The organism is Amycolatopsis sp. NPDC051071 (genome assembly GCF_040682875.1).
Classification (GTDB): domain Bacteria; phylum Actinomycetota; class Actinomycetes; order Mycobacteriales; family Pseudonocardiaceae; genus Amycolatopsis.
Genome location: NZ_JBFBBY010000010.1, coordinates 57,996 through 77,152 on the forward strand (window position 1 = coordinate 57,996; position 19,157 = coordinate 77,152).

Below are 19,157 nucleotides of genomic sequence, written 5' to 3' on the forward strand. Positions count from 1 at the left end.
TCAGGCGTTTTCGCGTTGGAACGTTCGCGAGCCCCACCAGATGGCCAGCACCGCCATCACCAGCACCACGACGCTCCCGGTGAACAGCGCGTCCATCGAGAAGTCACCGCGGAAACTGTTCCGCTCGACATCCACCACGTGCCGGAAGGGATTGATGCGGGAAATCGTGTACAGCCAATCCGGCGCCGATCCCGAGGTGATCGGGATGAGGATTCCGGAGAGCAGCAGAAGCGGTATGAGAACCGCGTTGAGCAGAGCCGGAAACGTGTCTTCGCTCTTGAGGGTCAGCGCCAGCGCGTAGGAGCACGACGCCAGGGTGACCGACAGGAGGAAGACGATCACCAGGCTGAGCACGACGCCGCCGAACGGCGCGTTCAGGTCGAAGACCAGGTACGCCAACGCGATGATGATCAACGCCTGCACAACCGTCTGCAACGCGTTGGCGAGCACCTTGCCCAGCAACAGTGCCACCCGGCTCACCGGGGTGACCCGCATTCGTTCGACCACGCCGGAACGGAACTCCGCGAGGAGGCCGAACCCGACGAAGGAACTGCCGAACAGCGCGAGCTGCGCGATGATCGCCGGAGTGAAGATCATCCAGCCGTCCACATCGGACAGCCCCTGCGCGTTGAGTGACTTCACCAGAAGCGGTCCGAAAAAGAACAAATACAGCAACGGCTGCATGATCCCGATCATGATCCACGTCGGGTTGCGCAACGCCGCGAGCATGTCCCGGCGGAAGATCAACCAAGTGTCATGCAACATGCGTCGCCTCCTTCTCAGGAGCGTCGTCGAGCGGTGCGCCCTCTTCGGCGTCACGCAGGCTGCGGCCCGTCAGCGTCAGGAAGACGTCGTCGAGCGTCGGGCGATGCACCTGCATGGACGTCATCGTGATGCCCCGCGCGTCCAGTGCGCGCAGTAACTCGGGCATCGCGGTGTCCCCACGCGGCACCCGGAACCGAACCGTGCCCTCGGTGACGGTCATTTCGTGCACCCCTTCGAGCCTGCCCGCGACCTCCCCGGTCTCCGCCGCCGACTCCGGTGAAACCCCGATGACGACGCTGTCACCCGAAACCCTCGCCTTCAGCGAATCCGGCGTGCCTTCGGCGACGATTCGCCCGTCGTCGATGACGATCAGCCGGTCGGAAAGCGCGTCGGCCTCGTCCAGGTAATGCGTGGTCAGGAAGACCGTGACGCCTTGCTCGTCGCGGAGCCTGCGGATGTGGTCCCACAGGTTCGCGCGGCTTTGCGGGTCGAGCCCGGTCGACGGCTCGTCGAGGAAGACGAGCCCAGGTGAGTGGATCAGTCCGAGCGCGATGTCGAGACGACGGCGCTGCCCGCCCGAAAGGGTCTTGGTCGTCCGCTGATCGAGCCCGGCGAGGTCCAGCTGCTCGGCGAGGGTGGCCCCGCGGGCGAGCGCGTCCGCCTTGCTCATCCGGTACAGCCGTCCCTGGAATTCGATCTCTTCGACGACCTTGCTTTCCGGTGCCGTGCCACCACCCTGTGCGACATAGCCGATTCGCCGGCGCACCCCCAGTGGGTCGGCGAGCAGGTCGCAGCCGCCGACCGTCGCTTCGCCCGCGGTGGGCTTGAGCAGCGTGGTCAGCATGCGCAGGGTCGTGGTCTTGCCTGCCCCGTTCGGTCCGAGGAAACCGACCAGTTCTCCGGCCGACACGTCGAAATCGACGCCCTTGACGGCGTGGACCTCGCCCCCATTGCGGCCCTTGCGACGGAACCGCCGCTCAAGGCCGCGTGCCTTGATCATGAATACTCCTTTCTGAGATCCGACTAGTCAAACTTGACTAGTCGGATGATGCACTGTGCCTTAAAAGTCGTTCCGTGGTCAAGTTTGATTACTTGGGAGGTTCGCCGAACGCGGCTTCGTCTTCCCCTTCGCCGGACATCACGTACTCGCCCGCTTCAAGACGGCCGATCAGATCTCGCATCCAGGAGACGTTCGCCTCGGCATGGGAGCTCCACAGGCGGTACAGCTCGCTCACATGCGGCGGCTTCCCGAGGTCGATCGAGTGCTCGCGTGCGTAGTGGGTCGATTGAGCGTGCGCTTCCATATTCGCCAGCTGCTGTTTCAGCAGGGCGAGGACCTGGGGGCGGGGCAGGCTCGGCATGAACGTGACAGCTGCCGACAACGTGTATCCGGTCGCGTCGTCGCTCGACAGTGCCCGACCGAGTTGGACGAGGAACTCGGTCTCCCCGTCTTCGGTCAGCGTGTACGCGACACGGTCGGGGCCACCGCCGGCCTCGGTGTCTTCGACCTGCTCCAGTAGTCCTTCGGCGGTCATCTTCTTCAACGCGTGATAGATCGACCCCGGCTGGACGTTGCCCCATTTGTCGGCCGCCCAGGAGAGGAGCTCGCGCCGGACCTGGTAGCCGTGTGCCTTCCCGTACATGCGCACGACACCCAGTACCAGCAGACGCGTGGCGGACACCGAGGCCTCCGATCCTCTCCCGGACAACAATGCCTTGGACGACGTCCGTAGGCTAAACAAGCATGAGCACCCCAGTGTTGACTGCGGTGGCCTGGCCCTACGCCAACGGCCCCCGCCACATCGGCCACGTGTCCGGATTCGGCGTCCCGTCCGACGTCTTCTCCCGCTACCAGCGAATGGCCGGCAACCGGGTGCTCATGGTGTCCGGCACCGACGAACACGGCACACCGATCACCGTCCAGGCCGACAACGAAGGCCTCACCTCCCAGCAGACGGCCGACAAGTACACCCGCCAGATCGGCCAGGACCTGCAGGGACTCGGTCTCACCTACGACCTGTTCACCCGCACCACCACGGGTAACCACGCCGACGTCACGCAACAGATTTTCCTCGCACTGCACCGCAACGGCTATGTGGTGCCCAAGACCACGCGGGGCGCGATCAGCCCCTCGACCGGCCGCACCCTGCCCGACCGCTACATCGAGGGCACCTGCCCGATCTGCGGCTACGACGGCGCGCGCGGCGACCAGTGCGACAACTGCGGCAACCAGCTCGATGCCGCCGAGCTGATCAACCCGAAGTCGCGGATCAACGGTGAAACGCCGAAGTTCGTCGAGACCGAGCACTACTTTCTCGACCTGACCGCGTTCGTCGACACCCTGGGCAAGTGGCTGTCCAGCAAGACCGACTGGCGCCCGAACGTCCTCAATTTCACCAAGAACCTGATCGACGACATGCGGCCGCGGCCGATCACCCGTGACCTCGACTGGGGCGTGAAGATCCCGCTGGACGACTGGCGAGACCAACCGATGAAGCGCTTCTACGTCTGGTTCGACGCGGTCATCGGCTACTTCTCGGCGAGCGTCGAATGGGCACGCCGCTCCGGCAACCCGGACGCCTGGCAGGAGTGGTGGAACAACCCGGACGCCCGGTCCTATTACTTCATGGGCAAGGACAACATCACCTTCCACGCCCAGATCTGGCCCGCCCTGCTGTTCGGCCACAACGGCGAGGGCGACCGCGGCGGCGAGCCGGGCAAGTACGGCAAGCTGCACCTGCCCGACGAGATCGTCTCCAGCGAGTTCCTCACGATGAGCGGCTCGAAGTTCTCGACCTCACGCGGCACCGTCATCTACGTCCATGACTTCCTGCGCGACTTCGGCCCGGATACCCTGCGCTACTTCATCTCGGTCGCGGGTCCTGAGACCCAGGACACCGACTTCACCTGGGACGAGTTCGTCCGCCGGACCAACTTCGAGCTGGCCAACGAATGGGGCAACCTCGTCAACCGGTCCATTGCGATGGCCCACAAGAACGTCGGCGCCATCCCGCGCCCGGACGCCCCGACGGCGGCCGACGAGGAGCTCAAGGCGCTCTCGCGTAAGGCCTTCGACACCGCCGGTGCCCACCTCCAACGGTCTCGGTTCAAAGCGGCGGCGGGTGAAGCGATGCGCGTCGTCACCGCCGCGAACCGGTACCTCTCGGACCAGGAGCCCTGGAAGCTCAAGGACGACCCCGCTCGCCGCGACAGCGTCCTGCACACCGCACTGCAGGTCGTTTCGGACGCCAACACGCTGCTGACCCCCTTCCTGCCCCACTCGGCCCAAAAGGTGCACGAGGCACTCGGCGGCTCCGGGATCTGGGCGGCCCAGCCCGAACTGCAGGAAGTCGAGGACCTCGACATCCCCGGCCGGATCAACCCCATCATCACCGGGGATTACAAGGCCGAGCTGGCGCGCTGGAAGTCCGTGCCGATCGAGGTCGGCAAGCCGCTCGAGAAGCCGACTCCGTTGTTCGCCAAGCTGGACCCGGAGCTGGGCGAGACCGGTCCCGAATGGGCGCCGATCTCGAAATGATCAGCTGATGGGTGCGGAGAAGAAGGGGCTGCCGCCGATTCCGGACAGGCTCCCGGTTTCGGTGGTGGACGCGCACACCCACCTCGACGCGTGCGGCGCGGTCACCGCGGCAGATGTGACTGCCATGGTCGACCGCGCCGAACGTGCCGGTGTCTCACGGGTGATCACCGTCGCGGACGATCTCGCGGCCGCTCGATGGGCGGCGCAAGCCTCTACTTGGGACGCCAGGGTTTGGGCCGCCGTCGCGATCCATCCCACGCGCACCAAGGATTTCGGTGAAGCCGAGAGGTCCGAAGTGGAGCGTCTCGCGAAAGAGTCCAGAGTGGTCGCAGTCGGCGAGACCGGCCTCGACTATTACTGGGACTACTCGCCCCACGACGCTCAGCAGGATGCCTTCCGGTGGCACATCGATCTCGCCAAGCGGATCGGCAAGCCGCTGATGATCCATGATCGAGACGCCCACGAAGACGTCCTCCGCATCCTCGATGAGGAGGGTGCGCCCGAGCAGGTCGTCTTCCACTGTTTCTCGGGAGACGAGCACATCGCTCGCCGCTGTATCGACGCGGGATACGTGCTTTCGTTCGCCGGTACGGTCAGCTTCCGTAACGCCCGCGGGCTCCATGAGGCGGCACGGATCGTTCCGGCCGGCCAGTACCTCGTCGAAACGGACGCGCCGTTTCTGACCCCTCATCCGTTCCGTGGGCGACCGAACGAGCCCTACTGCGCCGCCTACACCGTTCGCCATCTCGCGTCATTCAGGGGCGAGGCAGTGCACGAGGTGGCCGAATCAGTCCGTATGACCGCTGAGCGGGTCTTCCGCTTGCCGACAGTTACCTCCAGTTGAACGGACTGCGACATTAGTGATCAGCAATGGTCCACTCTGATGAGTGACCAACGTCACGACACTCCGGGCGGTGTTTGCGCAACCCGCCGAGGTTCGTTACTGTCCCGTGATCGTGCCGGTCGGTACCCGCAAATGCGGTTGTCGGCTGTTACGCCCACAGTCACGTCAGTGCACGTCGGGGAAGCGGAACCGGGAGCGGTACGGCCTGGAACCGTGACGATGGCGCTGGCTGCGGGTGTCGGACTTCTAGAGGTGCGCCGAAGAGCGCATCGAGACGAAGGACGTTGTGGAGCGGTTGTCGAGCTCTCTGACGTCTTGGGAAAGGGAACGACCCAGTGACTGGTAGCAGTAGGCAGGATGCCTCGCGCCTCGGCGTTGAGACGAACACCTTCGCTTCCAACGGTTCGGTGGCCGTGCTCGACCGAGACACTCACTACGGCGAGCTGGGCTACTCCGACGACCCGCGCATCACGCACCAGGACATCTTGGCCGCGCTCGGCCCGGACGCCGACACCTTGATGGCCGAGATCGACGTCGATGTCGACGAGCTGATCCGGCTCATCAGCGCCGAGACCACCATGCTCCCGCCGATCGTCATTCCGGACGAGATGGCCGAGGACCGCACCGCGGGTGCGCCTATGAAGGTCGCGACCAAGGACGAGGTCATCTCCAGCGCGACCCGCGTTTGGAAGAAGCGGTTCCTCAAGGGCACCGTCATGGCAGTGCTGCTCACCCTCGGTGGTGGCGGCGCGGCCGCGATGGCGATGAACAAGAGCGTCACGCTCGACGTCGACGGCCAGCAGCGAACCGTTCACAGCTTCGGCGACACGGTCGGCGAGGTCCTCGAAGACGCCGGCCTTTCGATCGGTGCGCACGACTCGCTCTCTCCCTCGCCCCAGGCCGAAGTCGGCGATGGCGGCGTCATCAAGCTGGAGCGTGGCCGCAAGCTGAATCTGGTCGTCGACGGCGTAGCGCAGGAGTCTTGGGTTCGCGCGACCAATCTCAGCGAGGCCCTGAACCAGCTCGGCCGCTCCGATCTCGCGAAGTCCGGCACCTGGACCTCGATGCCGCAGACCGGTGAGCTTCCGCTCGAGGGCGCCACTGTCGAGGTCAAGACCCTCAAGAACCTCACCGTCTATGACGGCGCGAACGAGCCGCGCAAGGTGCAGACCAATTCGGTCACCACCAAGGAGTTCCTTGGTGAGTTGCGAATGACTCTCGGCCCGGACGACGAAGCCGTCGGTGGCCTCGACGTCAAGCTGGTCGACGGCGCCGAGGTCCACATCAGCCGGACCGGCGTCACCATGGTCAAGCAGAACGAGGAAATCGCTCCGCCCGAGCAGAAGGTCGATGACCCGGAGCTCGAGAAGGGCAAGACCAAGGTCGAAGACCCGGGCACGCCCGGCCAGAAGACGGTGACCTACAAGGTCACCCAGCGCAATGGCAAAGAGGTCGGCCGCGAGAAGGTCTCCGAAGAAGTCACCACCGAGGCCAAGCCCAAGATCGTCAAGGTCGGCACGAAGAAGCCGGTTGACCCGCCCATCGGTGACGCCGGGGCCTGGGACCGCATCGCGCAGTGCGAGTCGACTGGTAACTGGGCCGCCAACACCGGCAACGGCTATTACGGTGGCCTGCAGTTCAACAAGAGCACCTGGGACGCCTACGGCGGCTCGCAGTACGCGGCCTACCCGCACCAGGCCAGCAAGGCCCAGCAGATCGCCGTCGCCGAGAAGCTCCGCGACGACCGCGGTGGCTACGGCGCTTGGCCGCACTGCGGCAAGAAGGCCTGACGTCAGATCAGTCTCCTTCCTGAAGGTCATCGTGTGGGTTGAGTCCGCAAGGTGGCCTTCAGGCCGTTTTGGGCAGTTGAGGGTCTGTGACGTTCTCGTCTGAGGATTGGGCGAGGTCGTTGCCCTTCGTTGACGGGGTTTGTGTGTTGGATCTTGGTCTCGACAGTCGTGACCACCACCGCGGAGGACGTATGTGCGCCACGTCCCGAGATCGTTCGGTGGCGTTGTTGTCCGCTTGTCCGCTGACGGTGCCGTGGCGCTGGCTCCGGCGGTCTTGCTGCCCTGTTTGATCGTCCTTTGTGCGGTGGAGCGGTTTCTCGGCCGACTTTGCCGATTGAGACGGCTCAGCGACCCGTTCCGAGTTCTGCCGAGGCATGGGTATGTCCGGGCTACTGTCCGCAAGGTCGACGATCTCCGCGAAGGCATCGCCGCGTCTCTCCGCCGGTGTGCACTGATCGGCTTCCCCGTTCGGGGCTTGATGTGCGAGCGGTACCAGAAGCGCGTTCAGGCGAGCGCCTGTCTCTGAATCGAGGTCGCCGCGCATGTCCCAGCGGCCGGTACGTTTCCGGCGTAACCAGAACTCGCGTCGAGGGCCTTTCGACTTGGAGTCATCGGCGTTCTTCGAATCAGGGTCGTGTCGTCCGATCTCGTCGTTGCCGGCGATCGTGACGTCGCGAGGCCTCGCGACGCCGGCGAGATCGACCAGAGTCCGCTCGGCGTCGACCCGTGCGCTCGCGGCGATGTGTTCTGGCAGCCTCCTCATGACTGTGACGATTCGGTCGATGCCGCCATCGGCCAGCAGGCCTTTGGCGGCTGCGGCTCCGGTCAAAGGCGCGACGGGTGGAATCGAGGTGCCGTCGCGCGCGTGTCTCGAGTTGAGCGCCACCGCTCGAGCGGTCACCTTTCTCGCTTCGGCCCGAGAAACCCGGGCTGCGTGCTCGTAGAAGACGGCGATCGAGTTGTATCCGAAGAGGTCGCGGACACCACGTGACTCGATCTCGGCCAGGATTTGGCCGACTTCGGCGAACAGACGTCGCCCTTCGCGTAGCCGAGTCTGCAACTCGTGGAGAAGCAGATCGGGGTCACCTTCCGGCAGGTTCAGCGGGAAGGCCTTGGATGCGTTTTTGCTGGTCACCCCTCGATTGTCGGGGCGGAATCGAACTTATGCACGGTATCGATCGGGTGAATCATAATCACGCTGTGGCGCTGCCAACTTGCTCTCATCACTCCGCAGTAGTACGTGCGCCAGAACGGATACGCCGTAGGGATGTTGCGGTTAAGTCAGGATGGTCGGAGTCGCCTGGCCCGGCTCCCCGAGCGCGTCGAAGGAACGAGGATCCCGGAGCGGCAAGTCGACTCTGTCGACGATTGACCCGTGGGCGGTGGCGGCCTCTGAACACTGAGCCTTCCCCGCTCGACGATGTCGGCTATCTGCGACCCGTTCGTCCACCGGCCAAGGGTGGCTTACCGGGGCTGGCTACGATCGTCGGGTGACTGAACTGCTCGGGCCTGCGGAGATCAGGGCGCTGGCGGCCGAGCTGGACGTACGTCCGACCAAGAAGCTCGGCCAGAACTTCGTGCACGACCCCAACACTGTGCGCCGCATTGTCGACCTCTCAGGAGTCGGCGAAGGCGACGTCGTACTTGAGGTCGGGCCAGGGCTTGGCTCGCTGACACTCGGGCTGCTCGCGACCGGTGCCAAGGTAGTCGCGGTCGAGATCGACCCCGTGCTGGCAGGCCGACTGCCGGACACGGTGGCCGAGCGCGGCGGAGCCGAAAGGCTGACGGTCGTCGGGGCGGATGCTCTGCGGGTGACGGCGGGGGATTTGCCCGAACAACCGTCGGCGCTTGTCGCGAATCTGCCTTACAACGTCGCTGTTCCCGTCGTGCTTCATCTGCTCGCTGAGCTGCCTTCGCTGACCAGCGGGCTCGTGATGGTCCAGACCGAGGTGGCTGACCGGATGGCGGCCGGGCCGGGAAGCAGGACTTACGGCGTGCCGAGCGTCAAGCTCGCGTGGTACGGGAAGGCACGCAAGGTCGCCGCGGTGCCCCGATCAGTGTTCTGGCCTGTGCCGAACGTGGACTCCGCGCTGGTCGCCTTCGAACGTGGTGACGCAGTCGTGACAGCCGTGAGCCGTAAGCGGCTGTTCGCGGTCGTCGACGCGGCATTCTCGCAGCGGCGAAAGACGTTGCGGGCAGCGTTGGCCACCTGGGCTGGCTCGGCTGAACGCGCGGGCGAGTTGCTCGCGAAAGCGGGCATCGACCCCAAGACCCGCGGGGAGCAATTGGACGTTCATCAGTTCGCTCGTATCGCCGCCGCGACCGACTGACCGCCGTGAGTCATGACAGGCCGCGTTGAGGCAGCCGTGTCGTGACGCCGAGGGAACCTTGTTCCATAACGTGGTGATTGTGGTCGGCGCCGCGCTGATGCGAGCGTTGACCGAGGTCAGCACGACGGCATAAGTCCTCTTATCGATGAGCGTCTTCCCGACCTGTCTGTGCAGGCAGCGGCCTCGGTGTGAATTCGAAATGGCCGCCGGTTCCCATAATATGGGCACTGGATCCTGTATTATGGACGCGACCAGACGTGTGATCTGCGCCTACACGCTTGCTTTCATCCAGTGGGATCGGTTTTACTCAGTGAACCATCCCGAGCGACTGAGAGACCTGGCTCGCCGAAGTCGCAGCAACCACCCTCCACAGGGCAGGTGCTACAGCCAGGACCGATGGAGGCTGTGCCTAATGAACAGGGTCACCCACCCACTCCTGCTGACCAGGCGACGTGTCGTAGACGAAGGTCGCCGCTCGGTAAGTGCGTGTCGACGCTCCACCGTTACTGCCTGAGTTCTTCCTCTTTTCTTCTGAAAACCGTCCGTTCTGGACGGTTACTCGGTGACGGTTGGCGCGCTCGAAAGAAGCAGCGCCCCATGTGCATGGAGCCCTTCGTGATCACTGTCGAAAACTTGTCCAAGTCCTTCCCCCTCAATGGAAATCCCGTCGTCGCACTGCGCGACGTCAGCGTGGACATCCAGGCCGGCTCGCTGTTCGGAGTCGTCGGTCCGGCCGGCTCCGGCAAGTCGACCCTCGCTCGTTGCATCGGCCTTCAGGAGCGTCCTGACCGAGGCGTAGTCCGTCTCGACGGCCTCAACACGGGAACCCTTGACGGCCGCCGCCTGCGAGAGATACGTCGGCAGGTCGGCGTCGTGAGCACCAAACCGGAACTGCTCACCGAGCGCACCATCGCCGGGAACATCGCGTCGCCGCTGGAGCAGCTCGGGCTGGATGGGCCACAGCGTCGGAATCGGGTCGGCAACCTGCTCGACCTGGTCGGACTCACCCAGCGCGCGGGTCAGCGGCCGGGAGAACTGTCCGAGGGGCAGCTGCGCCGGGTGGCCATCGCCAAGGCTCTGGCCGCCGGTCCTTCCGTGCTCCTTGCCGACGACCCGACCGCGGGTATTCGGCCCGAAGAGTCCGGAGCGGTCCTGACCGTGCTCGACCGCGCGCGTGCCGAGCTCGGCGTCACCGTGTTGCTCACTACTCCCGACGCGAGTGTGGTTCGCCGTGTCTGCGATGACGTGGCAGTGTTGGAGGCTGGCGCGGTCATCGAACGTGGAACCGTGCTCGACCTGGTCTCCGACCCGAACAGCCGGACCGCGCAGGCCCTGCTGCCGACGATCGAGACCAGCAGGGCGCAGGTCTCGAAATACGACCGAGCCGTGGACGTCGTGCTGGTCGGTTTCGCGTCGGTCGGAGCACTGCTGCCTGAGGCCGCCGGTCGCTTTGACGTCGAACTCGCCACCATCGGCGGCGGCTTGACTCGGATCGGCGACACCCCGGTCGGCCGTTTCCGGCTCGGCGTGCGCGGTGAGCACGCTGATGCCGCGCTCGCGTGGATCGCCGAACGCGGCGGCCACGTGACCCACCCGGTCCGCGGACCGCAGGGTGTCGCTGCCTGATTTTCTCGTGAACGGGTCGCCCAGGACGAAACCGTCTCGGGCGGCTCGTTCGCATCTGACTCGTCCTGTTCAGCTTTCTCCTGATGGCGGCACAAGTGGAGCGGCCACGTAGGCTTGAGCCGTGCTCGCCGTCGTACCGCCCCCAGTCACCGTCAGGGTTCCCGCCAAGGTCAACCTCCACCTGGCGGTCGGTGACGTACGCCCGGATGGCTACCACGAGCTGGTGACCGTGTTCCAGGCGCTTTCGCTGACCGACGAGGTGACCGTCGCGGTCACCGAGGAGCCCGGCGTCGAGGTCTATGGCGAGGGTGAAGGTTCCGTACCGACCGGGGCCAACAACCTCGCATGGAAGGCGGCGCAGGCGCTGGCCGCCCACGTCGGCAAGTCGGACGGTGAATCCAAGGTCCGGGTGGTGCTTCGCAAAGGCATCCCGGTGGCAGGGGGGATGGCCGGGGGCAGCGCCGACGCGGCAGCGACCTTGGTGGGGCTCGCGTCGCTCTGGAAGCTTGATATCGCCCGTGACGAACTAGCCGGCATCGCGGCCAAGCTCGGCAGCGATGTTCCTTTCGCGCTCTATGGCGGGACCGCGTTGGGTACCGGCCGCGGTGAGCAGCTGGTACCGGTCTTGTCGAGGCATACGTTCCATTGGGTTCTGGCGTTCGACCAGCGTGGTCTTTCGACTCCTCGGGTGTTCGGAGAACTGGACAGGTTGCGTGAAGAGGGCAGCCCGCCGCGGATCGGTTCGCACGCTCCGGTAGTCGAAGCACTGGCGTCCGGTGACCCGCGGCAGCTGGCGTTGCTCCTGGGCAACGACCTTCAGGCGGCCGCTGTCTCATTGCGTCCCGGGCTGCGTCGCACGTTGAGGGCGGGGGTGAACGCGGGCGCGCTCGCGGGCACCGTGTCCGGGTCTGGCCCGACCTGCGCATTTCTGTGCGCTGACGCGCAGTCCGCGGTCGAGGTCGCGGCCGAGTTGTCCGGTGCGGGTGTGTGTCGCACGGTGCGGGTCGCGCATGGGCCGGTTCCCGGCGCTCGCCTGGTTGGCGGGGATGACGCGCCGCGGCCGGCGCCGCCGCGAGTGCACGCATGAGGATGTCCGGAATGGACATCGACCAATTCGTTGTGGTGCAAGCTTTTTGGAAAGGATCGGCTGAGGCATGGCCAACTTGGTCAACCTGGAGTCGGTGAGCAAGTCCTACGGGGTGCGCCCGCTGCTCGACAGTGTTTCGCTCGGTGTGGCCGAGGGACAGCGCATCGGTGTCGTCGGTCTCAACGGGGGTGGGAAGACGACGCTGCTGGAGGTCCTCGCGGGGATCAGTGAGCCGGATACGGGACGTGTGAGCCAAGTCCGCGGCTTGCGGATGGCAGTCGTCACGCAACGGACCGAACTTCCTGGCGGCAGCACCATCGGCGACGTCGTGCTGGAGCGTTATGGTGCGGAGCACGAGTGGGCCGCTGACGCCCGAGTCAGGTCCATTATGGACGGTCTGGGGATAACCGCCCTCGGAGTCGAGACATCGACGGCGAACCTGTCCGGTGGCGAACGCCGCCGTGTCGCATTGGCGGCTGCCCTCACTGGTGAACTCGACCTCGTGGTCCTCGACGAACCGACCAACCACCTTGACGTCGAAGGTGTGCGCTGGCTCGCGGATCACCTGCTCAACCGCAGGATCGCGGTCGTGGTCGTCACCCACGACCGGTGGTTCCTCGATACGGTCGCGAGTGTGACCTGGGAGGTCACCAACGGTAGCGTCGAGCAGTACGAAGGTGGTTACGCCGACTGGATCTTCGCGCGAGCCGAACGGGCGAGGTTGGCGGCGACAGCCGAAGAGAAGCGCCAGAACCTGGCGCGCAAGGAGCTCGCGTGGCTGCGTCGCGGTCCGCAGGCCAGGACTTCGAAGCCGCGCTACCGCGTCGAGGCGGCTGAAGCTCTGATCTCCGACGTACCGGAGCCGCGTGACTCAGTCGAGCTGCAGGCGTTCGCCCGGCGACGGCTGGGGAAGACCGTGCTGGAAGTCGAGGACGCGACCTTGACCGTCGGCGACCGCACCTTGCTCGATCACGCCACATGGCGGATCGGGCCCGGCGATCGGATCGGGCTGGTCGGCGTCAACGGGTCGGGCAAGACGACGTTGCTCAAGCTCCTCGGCGGTGACAAGCAGCCGGAGACGGGCCGTCGTATCGAGGGCAAGACGGTCAGTCTTGCGCACCTGAGGCAGGAACTCGACGATCTACCGGGCGACCTGCGCGTTCTGCAGGCGATCGAGGAGATCTCCGGACGGGTCGTATTCGGCAAGCAGGAGCTTTCCGCGTCGCAGCTGGCAGAAAAACTGGGGTTTCCCGCGTCCCGGCAGTGGACGCCGGTCGAAGACCTTTCCGGTGGTGAACGGCGTCGCCTGCAGCTGTGCCGGCTCCTGATGGCCGAGCCCAACGTGCTGCTGCTCGACGAGCCGACGAACGACCTGGACATCGATACCTTGCAGCAGTTGGAGGATCTGCTCGATTCGTGGCCGGGCAGTCTGGTCGTCGTTTCGCACGACCGGTACCTGGTGGAACGCGTTTGCGACACGATCGTCGCCCTGTTCGGTGATGGGCGGGTGACTCACCTGCCGGGCGGCATCGAGGAGTACCTGGAACGGCGGGCCAAGAGCCTGGAGAAGGTCGGCAGCGATCGGAAGCCGACCAACGGACAGGCAGGCGAGACCAAGAAGAGCGCAGCGGAGCAGCGAGCGGCGCGAAAGGAACTGTCCCGGCTCGAGCGCAAGCTCGACCAGTTGCACGCCAAGGAAGAGAAACTGCACGCGGCGTTGCTCGCTGCGGCGACTGATCCGACGAAGCTCATCGAGCTCCACACCGAACTGAAGGCCGTCGAAACGGAGAAGGATGAGGTCGAGGCTCAATGGCTCGAGACCTCCGAAGCGGCTGAGTGAGTTCACTCGACGGCGAGCGGCTGTTCGAGGGTGGACAGTACTGTGACGCGCATGAGTCGGTTCGTGGACACGCTCGTCGCCACTGCGGCGGGGCGAGGTCAGCAGCGAGGAATGGTCACGGGGGAGCCCAAGGAGCCGGTTCGGCGTACCTGGGCCGAGATTCACGAGCAGGCCAAGAGGGTCGCCGGAGGCCTGGTGGCCGAAGGGCTGGAGCCGGGCAAGGCGGTGGCGGTACTGGCGGCGGCGCCGTCCTTGATCGCGCCGACGGTGCAGGCCGTGTGGCTCGCCGGTGGCAGCGTGACGATGCTGCACCAGCCCACCCAGCGCACCGACCTCGCGGAATGGGCCGAGGACACCGTCCGAGTGCTGCGGATGATCGGGTCCGGTCTGGTTCTGCTCGGTGAGCCGTTCGATCAGCTGGGGCCGGTGCTCACCGAGCACGGCATCGCCTTCCAGGTGATCACTGAACTGCTCAAGGCCGAACCGCTGGCGGAAGCCGTGCCCACGGCTGAATCCGACACCGCGCTCCTGCAGCTGACCAGTGGGTCCACGGCAGATCCGAAGGCCGTTCGGATCACGTACGGGAATTTGTACTCGAACGTCAAGGCGATGGTCGACCGCGCCGAGTTCGATTTCGACGTCGATGTGATGGTTTCGTGGCTGCCCACCTTCCACGACATGGGGATGGTCGGGTTCCTGACGGTCCCGATGACGTTCGGCGTCGAGCTGGTCAAGATCACGCCACTCGAGTTCCTGTCGGGGCCGTTGATCTGGCCGCAGCTGATCAGCAAGTACAGCGGGACGACCACGGCCGCACCGAACTTCGCCTACGCGATCGTGGGCAGGCGGATGGCGCGTGTCGAGGACGACAACGCCTACGACCTCTCGAAACTTCGGATCGCGCTGAACGGCGCTGAGCCGATCGACGAAACCGCTGTGCAGACCTTCGTCGACGCTGGGGAACGGTTCAAGATGCCCGCGGAATGCGTCTTTCCGGCGTACGGCATGGCGGAAGCGACTCTCGCGGTTTCGTTCGCGCCGTTGTTCACCGGGCTGACCTTGGACATCGTCGAAGCCGATGCGCTCGAGACGGACAATCGTGCCGTACCGGTGCCCGAGGGCGATCCGAGGCGTGGGACCGATGATGTCCGCTCGTTCGCGATTCTCGGGCCGCCGCTCGACGGGCTCGAGGCCGAGATCGTCGACGACAAGGACACGGTGCTCGGAGATCGCCAGGTCGGGGAGATCCGCCTGCGTGGCGAGGCCGTGACGCCCGGATATCTGACCATGGATGGTCCGCTCGCGACACAGGACGAGAACGGTTGGCTGCTCACTGGCGACCTCGGCTACCTGGTCGACGGCATGATCGTGATTTGCGGCCGTCGCAAGGACGTCATCATCATGGGTGGCAGGAATCTGTACCCGACCGACATCGAACGGGCGGCGACGTCGGTCGAAGGTGTCCGGGCGGGGAACGCCGTGGCTGTGCGGATCGACGCGGGCAGCCGACGGGAGCGGTTCGCCGTGGTCCTCGAATCGAAACTGGCCGGGCACCCCGACACCGAGAAGGCGCTGGCGAAGGAGGTTGCGGCCAAGGTTCGCGACGCGGTCGACATGCGTCCGTTCGCGGTCGTCGTGCTCCCGGCCGGAAGCCTTCCCAAGACACCGTCGGGCAAGGTGAAGCGAGCCGCCACCGCCACCCAGTTCGCGGACAAGATCGCCAAGAACGCGACGACTGCCTGACACGAGATGGCCAGGGGTTCGCGAAAGTCGCGGGCCCTGGCCTTCTCGCAGCACTTCCCGAGGGTCAGCGGCGCCGCCAGAGCGGCTTACGGGTGTGGGTGTGTTCCAGGGCCGGTGCGATGTAATAGCTCGCGGATTGCGAGATGCCGGCCAATGTGCTCTCGACGTCACGAAGGAAAGCGTCGACGTCCGATGGGTCATAGCCGCGTTTCGAGAGTGGTGCTTTGGCGAACGCCACGTTGTGGACATCCGCAACCGAGAGGTCGTCGTCGCCGTCAAGCGTCGCCGCGACCCGTTCGAGGAAGGCGTCGACCGCGGGTTCGTAGTAGCCCCGGGCGCCGATCGGCGCCCGGTCGAACTGCCGGGTTCTCACCTCGAACGCGGTGACGGGCACTAGCGTTCCTGCAGGAAATCGATGGGACCGCGGTCCGGAACAGCCCGGTTGGTGGTCGCGTCGTCCGCTTCACGCGCACCGGGGACAGCGAGCACCTGCTGACCGGACCGGTGGGCGAGTTGTTCTTCAATCTTGTCGAGGAAGTCGTCGACTTCGCGTTCGTCGTAGCCGCGTTTCCCGATCAACGGCCGGGAGAACATGACGTGGTGAACTTCGGCCGCCGTCAGATCGTCCCGGTCCGAGATCGTGTCCGCGATCCGCTCCAGGAATGCGTCGACCTCGTGCTTGGCGTATCCGCGCCGCCCGATCGGGGCGTTCGGAAAGGTGGCGCCGGTGATGTCTTCGGCCGTAAACGACATGAAACTCTCTCCGGTTTCGTGGGAAATGCGATCTCCGCATTCCGTCCTAACTGGTTTGAGAGTTCCCCGGAAGGGTTGCCGCTATTCCACGACTCGATCAGGGGCGTGGTGAAACGCCTTCGAGTGACGAGATGTAACGCAGCGCTATGTGAGCAGTTTCACCTTGCGTGGAAGGTGTTCTGAGCCGCCACGAGTCCGGTGCTGATGAGCGCTTCAACCGCGTCGGCGCAACGATCGATCTCGAAAGCGAGTTCTTTGCGTTCGACTGTCGAGAAGTCTTTCAGCACGAAATCCGCCGGATCCTGCCGTCCAGGAGGACGGCCGACGCCAAAACGGACGCGGTAGTAGTCCTTGGTGCCGAGCGATTTGGTGATCGAGCGGAGGCCGTTATGGCCGTTGTCACCACCGCCCAGTTTCATCTTGAGCGCGCCGAAATCGACGTCGAGCTCATCGTGGACGACCACGACACCGGCAGGCGGGATCTTGTAGAAACGGGCGGCGCCGACGACCGGACCGCCCGAGAGGTTCATGTACGAGCGCGGCTTGGCCAGGACCACTCGCTGCCCGGCGAGCCTGCCTTCGAGGACCTCGGCGCCGCTCTTGTGGGCTTTGAACTTGCCACCGACGCGGCCGGCGAGCTCGTCGAGCACCATGAAGCCGACGTTGTGCCGGTTGCCTGCGTATGGGGGCCCGGGATTGCCGAGGCCGACGAGCAGAATCTGCTCGCCGGCCCCGGGAAGTACTGCTTCGGTCACACGAGTGACTTTATTCGGCGTTCTCGGCGGGGGTCTCCTCCGCCTCGGCACCGGCCTCTTCGCCCTCGAGCGCGGCTTCGGACGGCGACTCGTTGACGGCGACGACAAGCGCGTCGGCGTCGGTGACCAGGGTTGCGCCCTGCGGCAGGGTGACCTGCGAGGCGAGGATCTGGGTGCCGGCGGGGACACCCTCGACCGAGAGCTCGACCTGCTCGGGGATGTGCAGCGCCTCGACCTCGATCTGGAGGGAGTCGAGGTCGGTGGTGACCAGGGTGCCCGGGCCCGCGGTGCCGGTGACGACGACCGGGATGTCGACGGTGACCTTCTCACCGCGAATGACGACCAGCAGGTCGACGTGCTCGATGTAGTTCTTCAGCGGGTGGACGACGATGGTCTTCGTCAGCGCCAGCTCGCTCTTGCCCTCGAGGTCGAGGGTGATGACGGCGTTGCTGCCGTTCTCACGCACGACGCGGGCGAACTCGATGGCGGGCAGGGCGTAGTGGCGGGGGTCCGAGCCGTGCCCGTACAGCACCGCGGGGATCTTGCCGGCGCGACGCGTGCGGCGCGCGGCACCCTTGCCGAATTCGGTGCGGGGCTCGACGGACAGACGTACCTCGGACACGGTGTAGCACTCCTTCAATTCACCAACATGTTCAGCGAAAGCATGCTGAGGTGGGGATGGTTCGGGGCGGTTCTGGTGTTCGGCGGCGAATTCCACAGGCGTGCTCGACCGCGTGTGGCCACTCAAGCCGCCGCGTCGATCACGTCGGGCACCAGGTGCTCACGGAACCCGCCTCGCCGAGACCGGGAAAGTGTAGACCAACCGGTCGTGCCGGGGTCCCGCCGGGTGGCTCGTTCAGGTGACAAGTCGGTGACAGCTGCTTCGGGAACCCTCGGATGCGGTGGTGCGTGACCCCTTTTCTAAGGTGTGATCTCCAGCAAACGAGACTCAGGGGGCGGAATGCCGGCACGACGGTTGACGATCGGCGCGGTCGTGGCCTTGTGCTGTCTCGTGGCCGGCTGCGACGTCGCGATCGACGGCGCTGCCGGGATCTCGCCCGCCGAGCAACAACGGGTGGATCGTCGCGCGGAGCAGCGTGGCGCCGTCGAGAGCGCGTTGAAAGCGCTTGAACAGGCGCCGGCCGTTGTCTACAAGGCGACCATCAAGGACGCCGCGGGCAAACCCACCGAACTGCTGTTCCGGATCACTCGCAACGGCAGCGCGCAGGGTGCGCTGCCGGTCGACGGCCAGACCATCCAGGTCGTGGCCGCCGACAACCAGCTGTACCTCTCGGCAACACCGGAGTACTGGAAAGCGCACGGGCTCGGCAACAGCGACCAGTACGGCACCAACTGGGTTCGCACCGACAGCACGGACCTGCCGGTGAACGTCGTCGAGGTCCTCAACCCGCGTAAAGCGGCGTCGACGCTCCGGACCGCGGTGTCCGCGATGAACCGGCTGACCGATCCGGTCCGGTCGAAGCTGTCGGACGGGACCGAGGTCTACGACGTCGGGAGCGGGCTCGGGACGCTGCGGGTGACCACTGCGGCGCCGCACCGCGTGATCAGTTTCGCGCCTTCCCTCGTCGACGCGGCGGCCGGGAAGACGCTTGGCGCCGAAATGCGGGTCGAGCCGCTGGCCGGCGACGCGCTCAAGAAGCTGCAGACCGACCTGGATGGCGCGATCGGTGGAATCGGGCAGCCGTTCGACGCGCTCACCCAGGTCAGCGTCAGCGTGGTCAACGACAAAATGGACTGCACGGATTTCGTCGGGACCTGCCGGGCAACCATCGATGTCGCCAACACGGTCATCGGAGGCGTGAAAGGGACGCCTGTGCGCTTGATGCTGACCGTCGAGTTCACCGCTCAGTCCCTCGGTGCCCAAAGCTGTGCGGCGGACGCCAACGCGGCTCCGGACACCACGACGAGCATGACCTGTGAGGTCAAGTTCAAACTTCCGAATCGGAACGCCAGCTACCAGGTTCAGGCGAAGCCATCCGCTCGCGGCGAGGTTCGGGCTCCGGTCGACGTCAACGGTGTCCGCGAAAAGCTCAAATCCGAGTTCGCCACGTTGGGTGGCTGACCT

General features: G+C 65.5%; 17 protein-coding genes and 1 riboswitch. Of the genes, 9 read left to right on the forward strand and 8 right to left on the reverse strand.

The features are described from left to right. From AB0M65_RS05595 to AB0M65_RS05605, 3 genes are all read right to left on the reverse strand, one after another. The gene (locus tag AB0M65_RS05595; protein ID WP_364021888.1) at nucleotides 1–765 is read right to left on the reverse strand and encodes an ABC transporter permease; all 765 of its coding nucleotides are present in this window, start codon (nucleotides 763–765) and stop codon (nucleotides 1–3) included. Beyond that, nucleotides 755–1,765, reverse strand: coding sequence for an ATP-binding cassette domain-containing protein (locus tag AB0M65_RS05600; protein ID WP_364021891.1), 1,011 nt, complete (start codon nucleotides 1,763–1,765; stop codon nucleotides 755–757). The genes AB0M65_RS05595 and AB0M65_RS05600 overlap by 11 nt, the downstream gene beginning before the upstream one ends. An 88-nt stretch (nucleotides 1,766–1,853) precedes the next feature. Then, on the reverse strand, nucleotides 1,854–2,447 hold the full coding sequence (locus tag AB0M65_RS05605) for a PadR family transcriptional regulator (protein ID WP_364021894.1): 594 nt from the start codon (nucleotides 2,445–2,447) through the stop codon (nucleotides 1,854–1,856). A gap of 62 nt (nucleotides 2,448–2,509) precedes the next feature. Here AB0M65_RS05605 and metG point away from each other — a divergent pair, with 62 nt between their 5' ends. The 3 genes from metG to AB0M65_RS05620 all read left to right on the forward strand — a co-directional run bounded on the left by metG (nucleotide 2,510) and on the right by AB0M65_RS05620 (nucleotide 6,937). Beyond that, the gene (gene metG / locus AB0M65_RS05610; RefSeq protein ID WP_364021897.1) at nucleotides 2,510–4,303 is read left to right on the forward strand and encodes a methionine--tRNA ligase; all 1,794 of its coding nucleotides are present in this window, start codon (nucleotides 2,510–2,512) and stop codon (nucleotides 4,301–4,303) included. 7 nt (nucleotides 4,304–4,310) lie between these two features. Further along, entirely contained in the window at nucleotides 4,311–5,147 is an 837-nt protein-coding gene (locus AB0M65_RS05615) for a TatD family hydrolase (protein WP_364021900.1), read from the forward strand. 413 nt (nucleotides 5,148–5,560) lie between these two features. Next, complete coding sequence (locus tag AB0M65_RS05620; RefSeq protein WP_364022007.1) at nucleotides 5,561–6,937, forward strand: transglycosylase family protein; 1,377 nt, start codon at nucleotides 5,561–5,563, stop codon at nucleotides 6,935–6,937. A 58-nt stretch (nucleotides 6,938–6,995) separates the two neighbouring features. On the opposite strand, the gene AB0M65_RS05625 is transcribed toward AB0M65_RS05620, so the two are convergent. Further along, on the reverse strand, nucleotides 6,996–8,072 hold the full coding sequence (locus AB0M65_RS05625; RefSeq protein ID WP_364021903.1) for a DUF222 domain-containing protein: 1,077 nt from the start codon (nucleotides 8,070–8,072) through the stop codon (nucleotides 6,996–6,998). Nucleotides 8,073–8,427: 355 nt separating this feature from the next. Here AB0M65_RS05625 and rsmA point away from each other — a divergent pair, with 355 nt between their 5' ends. From rsmA to AB0M65_RS05650, 5 genes are all read left to right on the forward strand, one after another. After that, a complete protein-coding gene (gene rsmA, locus AB0M65_RS05630) occupies nucleotides 8,428–9,267 on the forward strand; it encodes a 16S rRNA (adenine(1518)-N(6)/adenine(1519)-N(6))-dimethyltransferase RsmA (protein WP_364021906.1) in 840 nt (279 codons plus the stop codon). A gap of 312 nt (nucleotides 9,268–9,579) precedes the next feature. Next, a riboswitch (SAM riboswitch) is annotated at nucleotides 9,580–9,670 on the forward strand. 212 nt (nucleotides 9,671–9,882) lie between these two features. After that, the gene (locus tag AB0M65_RS05635; RefSeq protein ID WP_364021909.1) at nucleotides 9,883–10,893 is read left to right on the forward strand and encodes an ATP-binding cassette domain-containing protein; all 1,011 of its coding nucleotides are present in this window, start codon (nucleotides 9,883–9,885) and stop codon (nucleotides 10,891–10,893) included. 121 nt (nucleotides 10,894–11,014) lie between these two features. After that, nucleotides 11,015–11,980, forward strand: a complete 966-nt coding sequence (locus tag AB0M65_RS05640; RefSeq protein ID WP_364021912.1) for a 4-(cytidine 5'-diphospho)-2-C-methyl-D-erythritol kinase — start codon at nucleotides 11,015–11,017, stop codon at nucleotides 11,978–11,980. Between the two features lie 67 nt (nucleotides 11,981–12,047). After that, nucleotides 12,048–13,820 carry an ABC-F family ATP-binding cassette domain-containing protein gene (locus AB0M65_RS05645; RefSeq protein ID WP_364021915.1) on the forward strand — a complete coding sequence of 591 codons (1,773 nt, stop codon included), beginning with the start codon at nucleotides 12,048–12,050 and terminating at the stop codon, nucleotides 13,818–13,820. 51 nt (nucleotides 13,821–13,871) lie between these two features. Further along, complete coding sequence (locus AB0M65_RS05650; protein ID WP_364021918.1) at nucleotides 13,872–15,563, forward strand: fatty acyl-AMP ligase; 1,692 nt, start codon at nucleotides 13,872–13,874, stop codon at nucleotides 15,561–15,563. Between the two features lie 64 nt (nucleotides 15,564–15,627). Here the strand turns inward: AB0M65_RS05650 and AB0M65_RS05655 are convergent, their stop codons facing one another. The 4 genes from AB0M65_RS05655 to AB0M65_RS05670 form a co-directional block, all read right to left on the reverse strand. Further along, nucleotides 15,628–15,957: a DivIVA domain-containing protein gene (locus tag AB0M65_RS05655; protein ID WP_364021921.1), complete on the reverse strand. Its 330-nt coding sequence runs from the start codon at nucleotides 15,955–15,957 to the stop codon at nucleotides 15,628–15,630. Beyond that, nucleotides 15,957–16,316: a DivIVA domain-containing protein gene (locus AB0M65_RS05660; RefSeq protein ID WP_364021924.1), complete on the reverse strand. Its 360-nt coding sequence runs from the start codon at nucleotides 16,314–16,316 to the stop codon at nucleotides 15,957–15,959. Before AB0M65_RS05660 ends, AB0M65_RS05655 begins: the two co-directional genes overlap by 1 nt. 158 nt (nucleotides 16,317–16,474) lie before the next feature. Next, nucleotides 16,475–17,071: an aminoacyl-tRNA hydrolase gene (gene pth, locus AB0M65_RS05665; protein WP_364021927.1), complete on the reverse strand. Its 597-nt coding sequence runs from the start codon at nucleotides 17,069–17,071 to the stop codon at nucleotides 16,475–16,477. A 10-nt stretch (nucleotides 17,072–17,081) separates the two neighbouring features. Then, nucleotides 17,082–17,693: a 50S ribosomal protein L25/general stress protein Ctc gene (locus AB0M65_RS05670; RefSeq protein WP_364021930.1), complete on the reverse strand. Its 612-nt coding sequence runs from the start codon at nucleotides 17,691–17,693 to the stop codon at nucleotides 17,082–17,084. 339 nt (nucleotides 17,694–18,032) lie between these two features. On the opposite strand from AB0M65_RS05670, the gene AB0M65_RS05675 reads away from it, so the two are divergent. Next, nucleotides 18,033–19,154 carry a hypothetical protein gene (locus AB0M65_RS05675; protein WP_364021933.1) on the forward strand — a complete coding sequence of 374 codons (1,122 nt, stop codon included), beginning with the start codon at nucleotides 18,033–18,035 and terminating at the stop codon, nucleotides 19,152–19,154. Nucleotides 19,155–19,157 lie beyond the last annotated feature (3 nt).

Excerpts from the sequence above, each read along its gene's own strand:
- AB0M65_RS05595 (WP_364021888.1), bottom strand. The coding sequence starts at position 765 with ATGTTGCATGACACTTGGTTGATCTTCCGCCGGGACATGCTCGCGGCG.
- AB0M65_RS05600 (WP_364021891.1), bottom strand. The coding sequence starts at position 1,765 with ATGATCAAGGCACGCGGCCTTGAGCGGCGGTTCCGTCGCAAGGGCCGC.
- metG (WP_364021897.1), top strand. The coding sequence starts at position 2,510 with ATGAGCACCCCAGTGTTGACTGCGGTGGCCTGGCCCTACGCCAACGGC.
- AB0M65_RS05615 (WP_364021900.1), top strand. The coding sequence starts at position 4,311 with ATGGGTGCGGAGAAGAAGGGGCTGCCGCCGATTCCGGACAGGCTCCCG.
- AB0M65_RS05645 (WP_364021915.1), top strand. The coding sequence starts at position 12,048 with ATGGCCAACTTGGTCAACCTGGAGTCGGTGAGCAAGTCCTACGGGGTG.
- AB0M65_RS05650 (WP_364021918.1), top strand. The coding sequence starts at position 13,872 with ATGAGTCGGTTCGTGGACACGCTCGTCGCCACTGCGGCGGGGCGAGGT.
- AB0M65_RS05660 (WP_364021924.1), bottom strand. The coding sequence starts at position 16,316 with ATGTCGTTTACGGCCGAAGACATCACCGGCGCCACCTTTCCGAACGCC.
- AB0M65_RS05675 (WP_364021933.1), top strand. The coding sequence starts at position 18,033 with ATGCCGGCACGACGGTTGACGATCGGCGCGGTCGTGGCCTTGTGCTGT.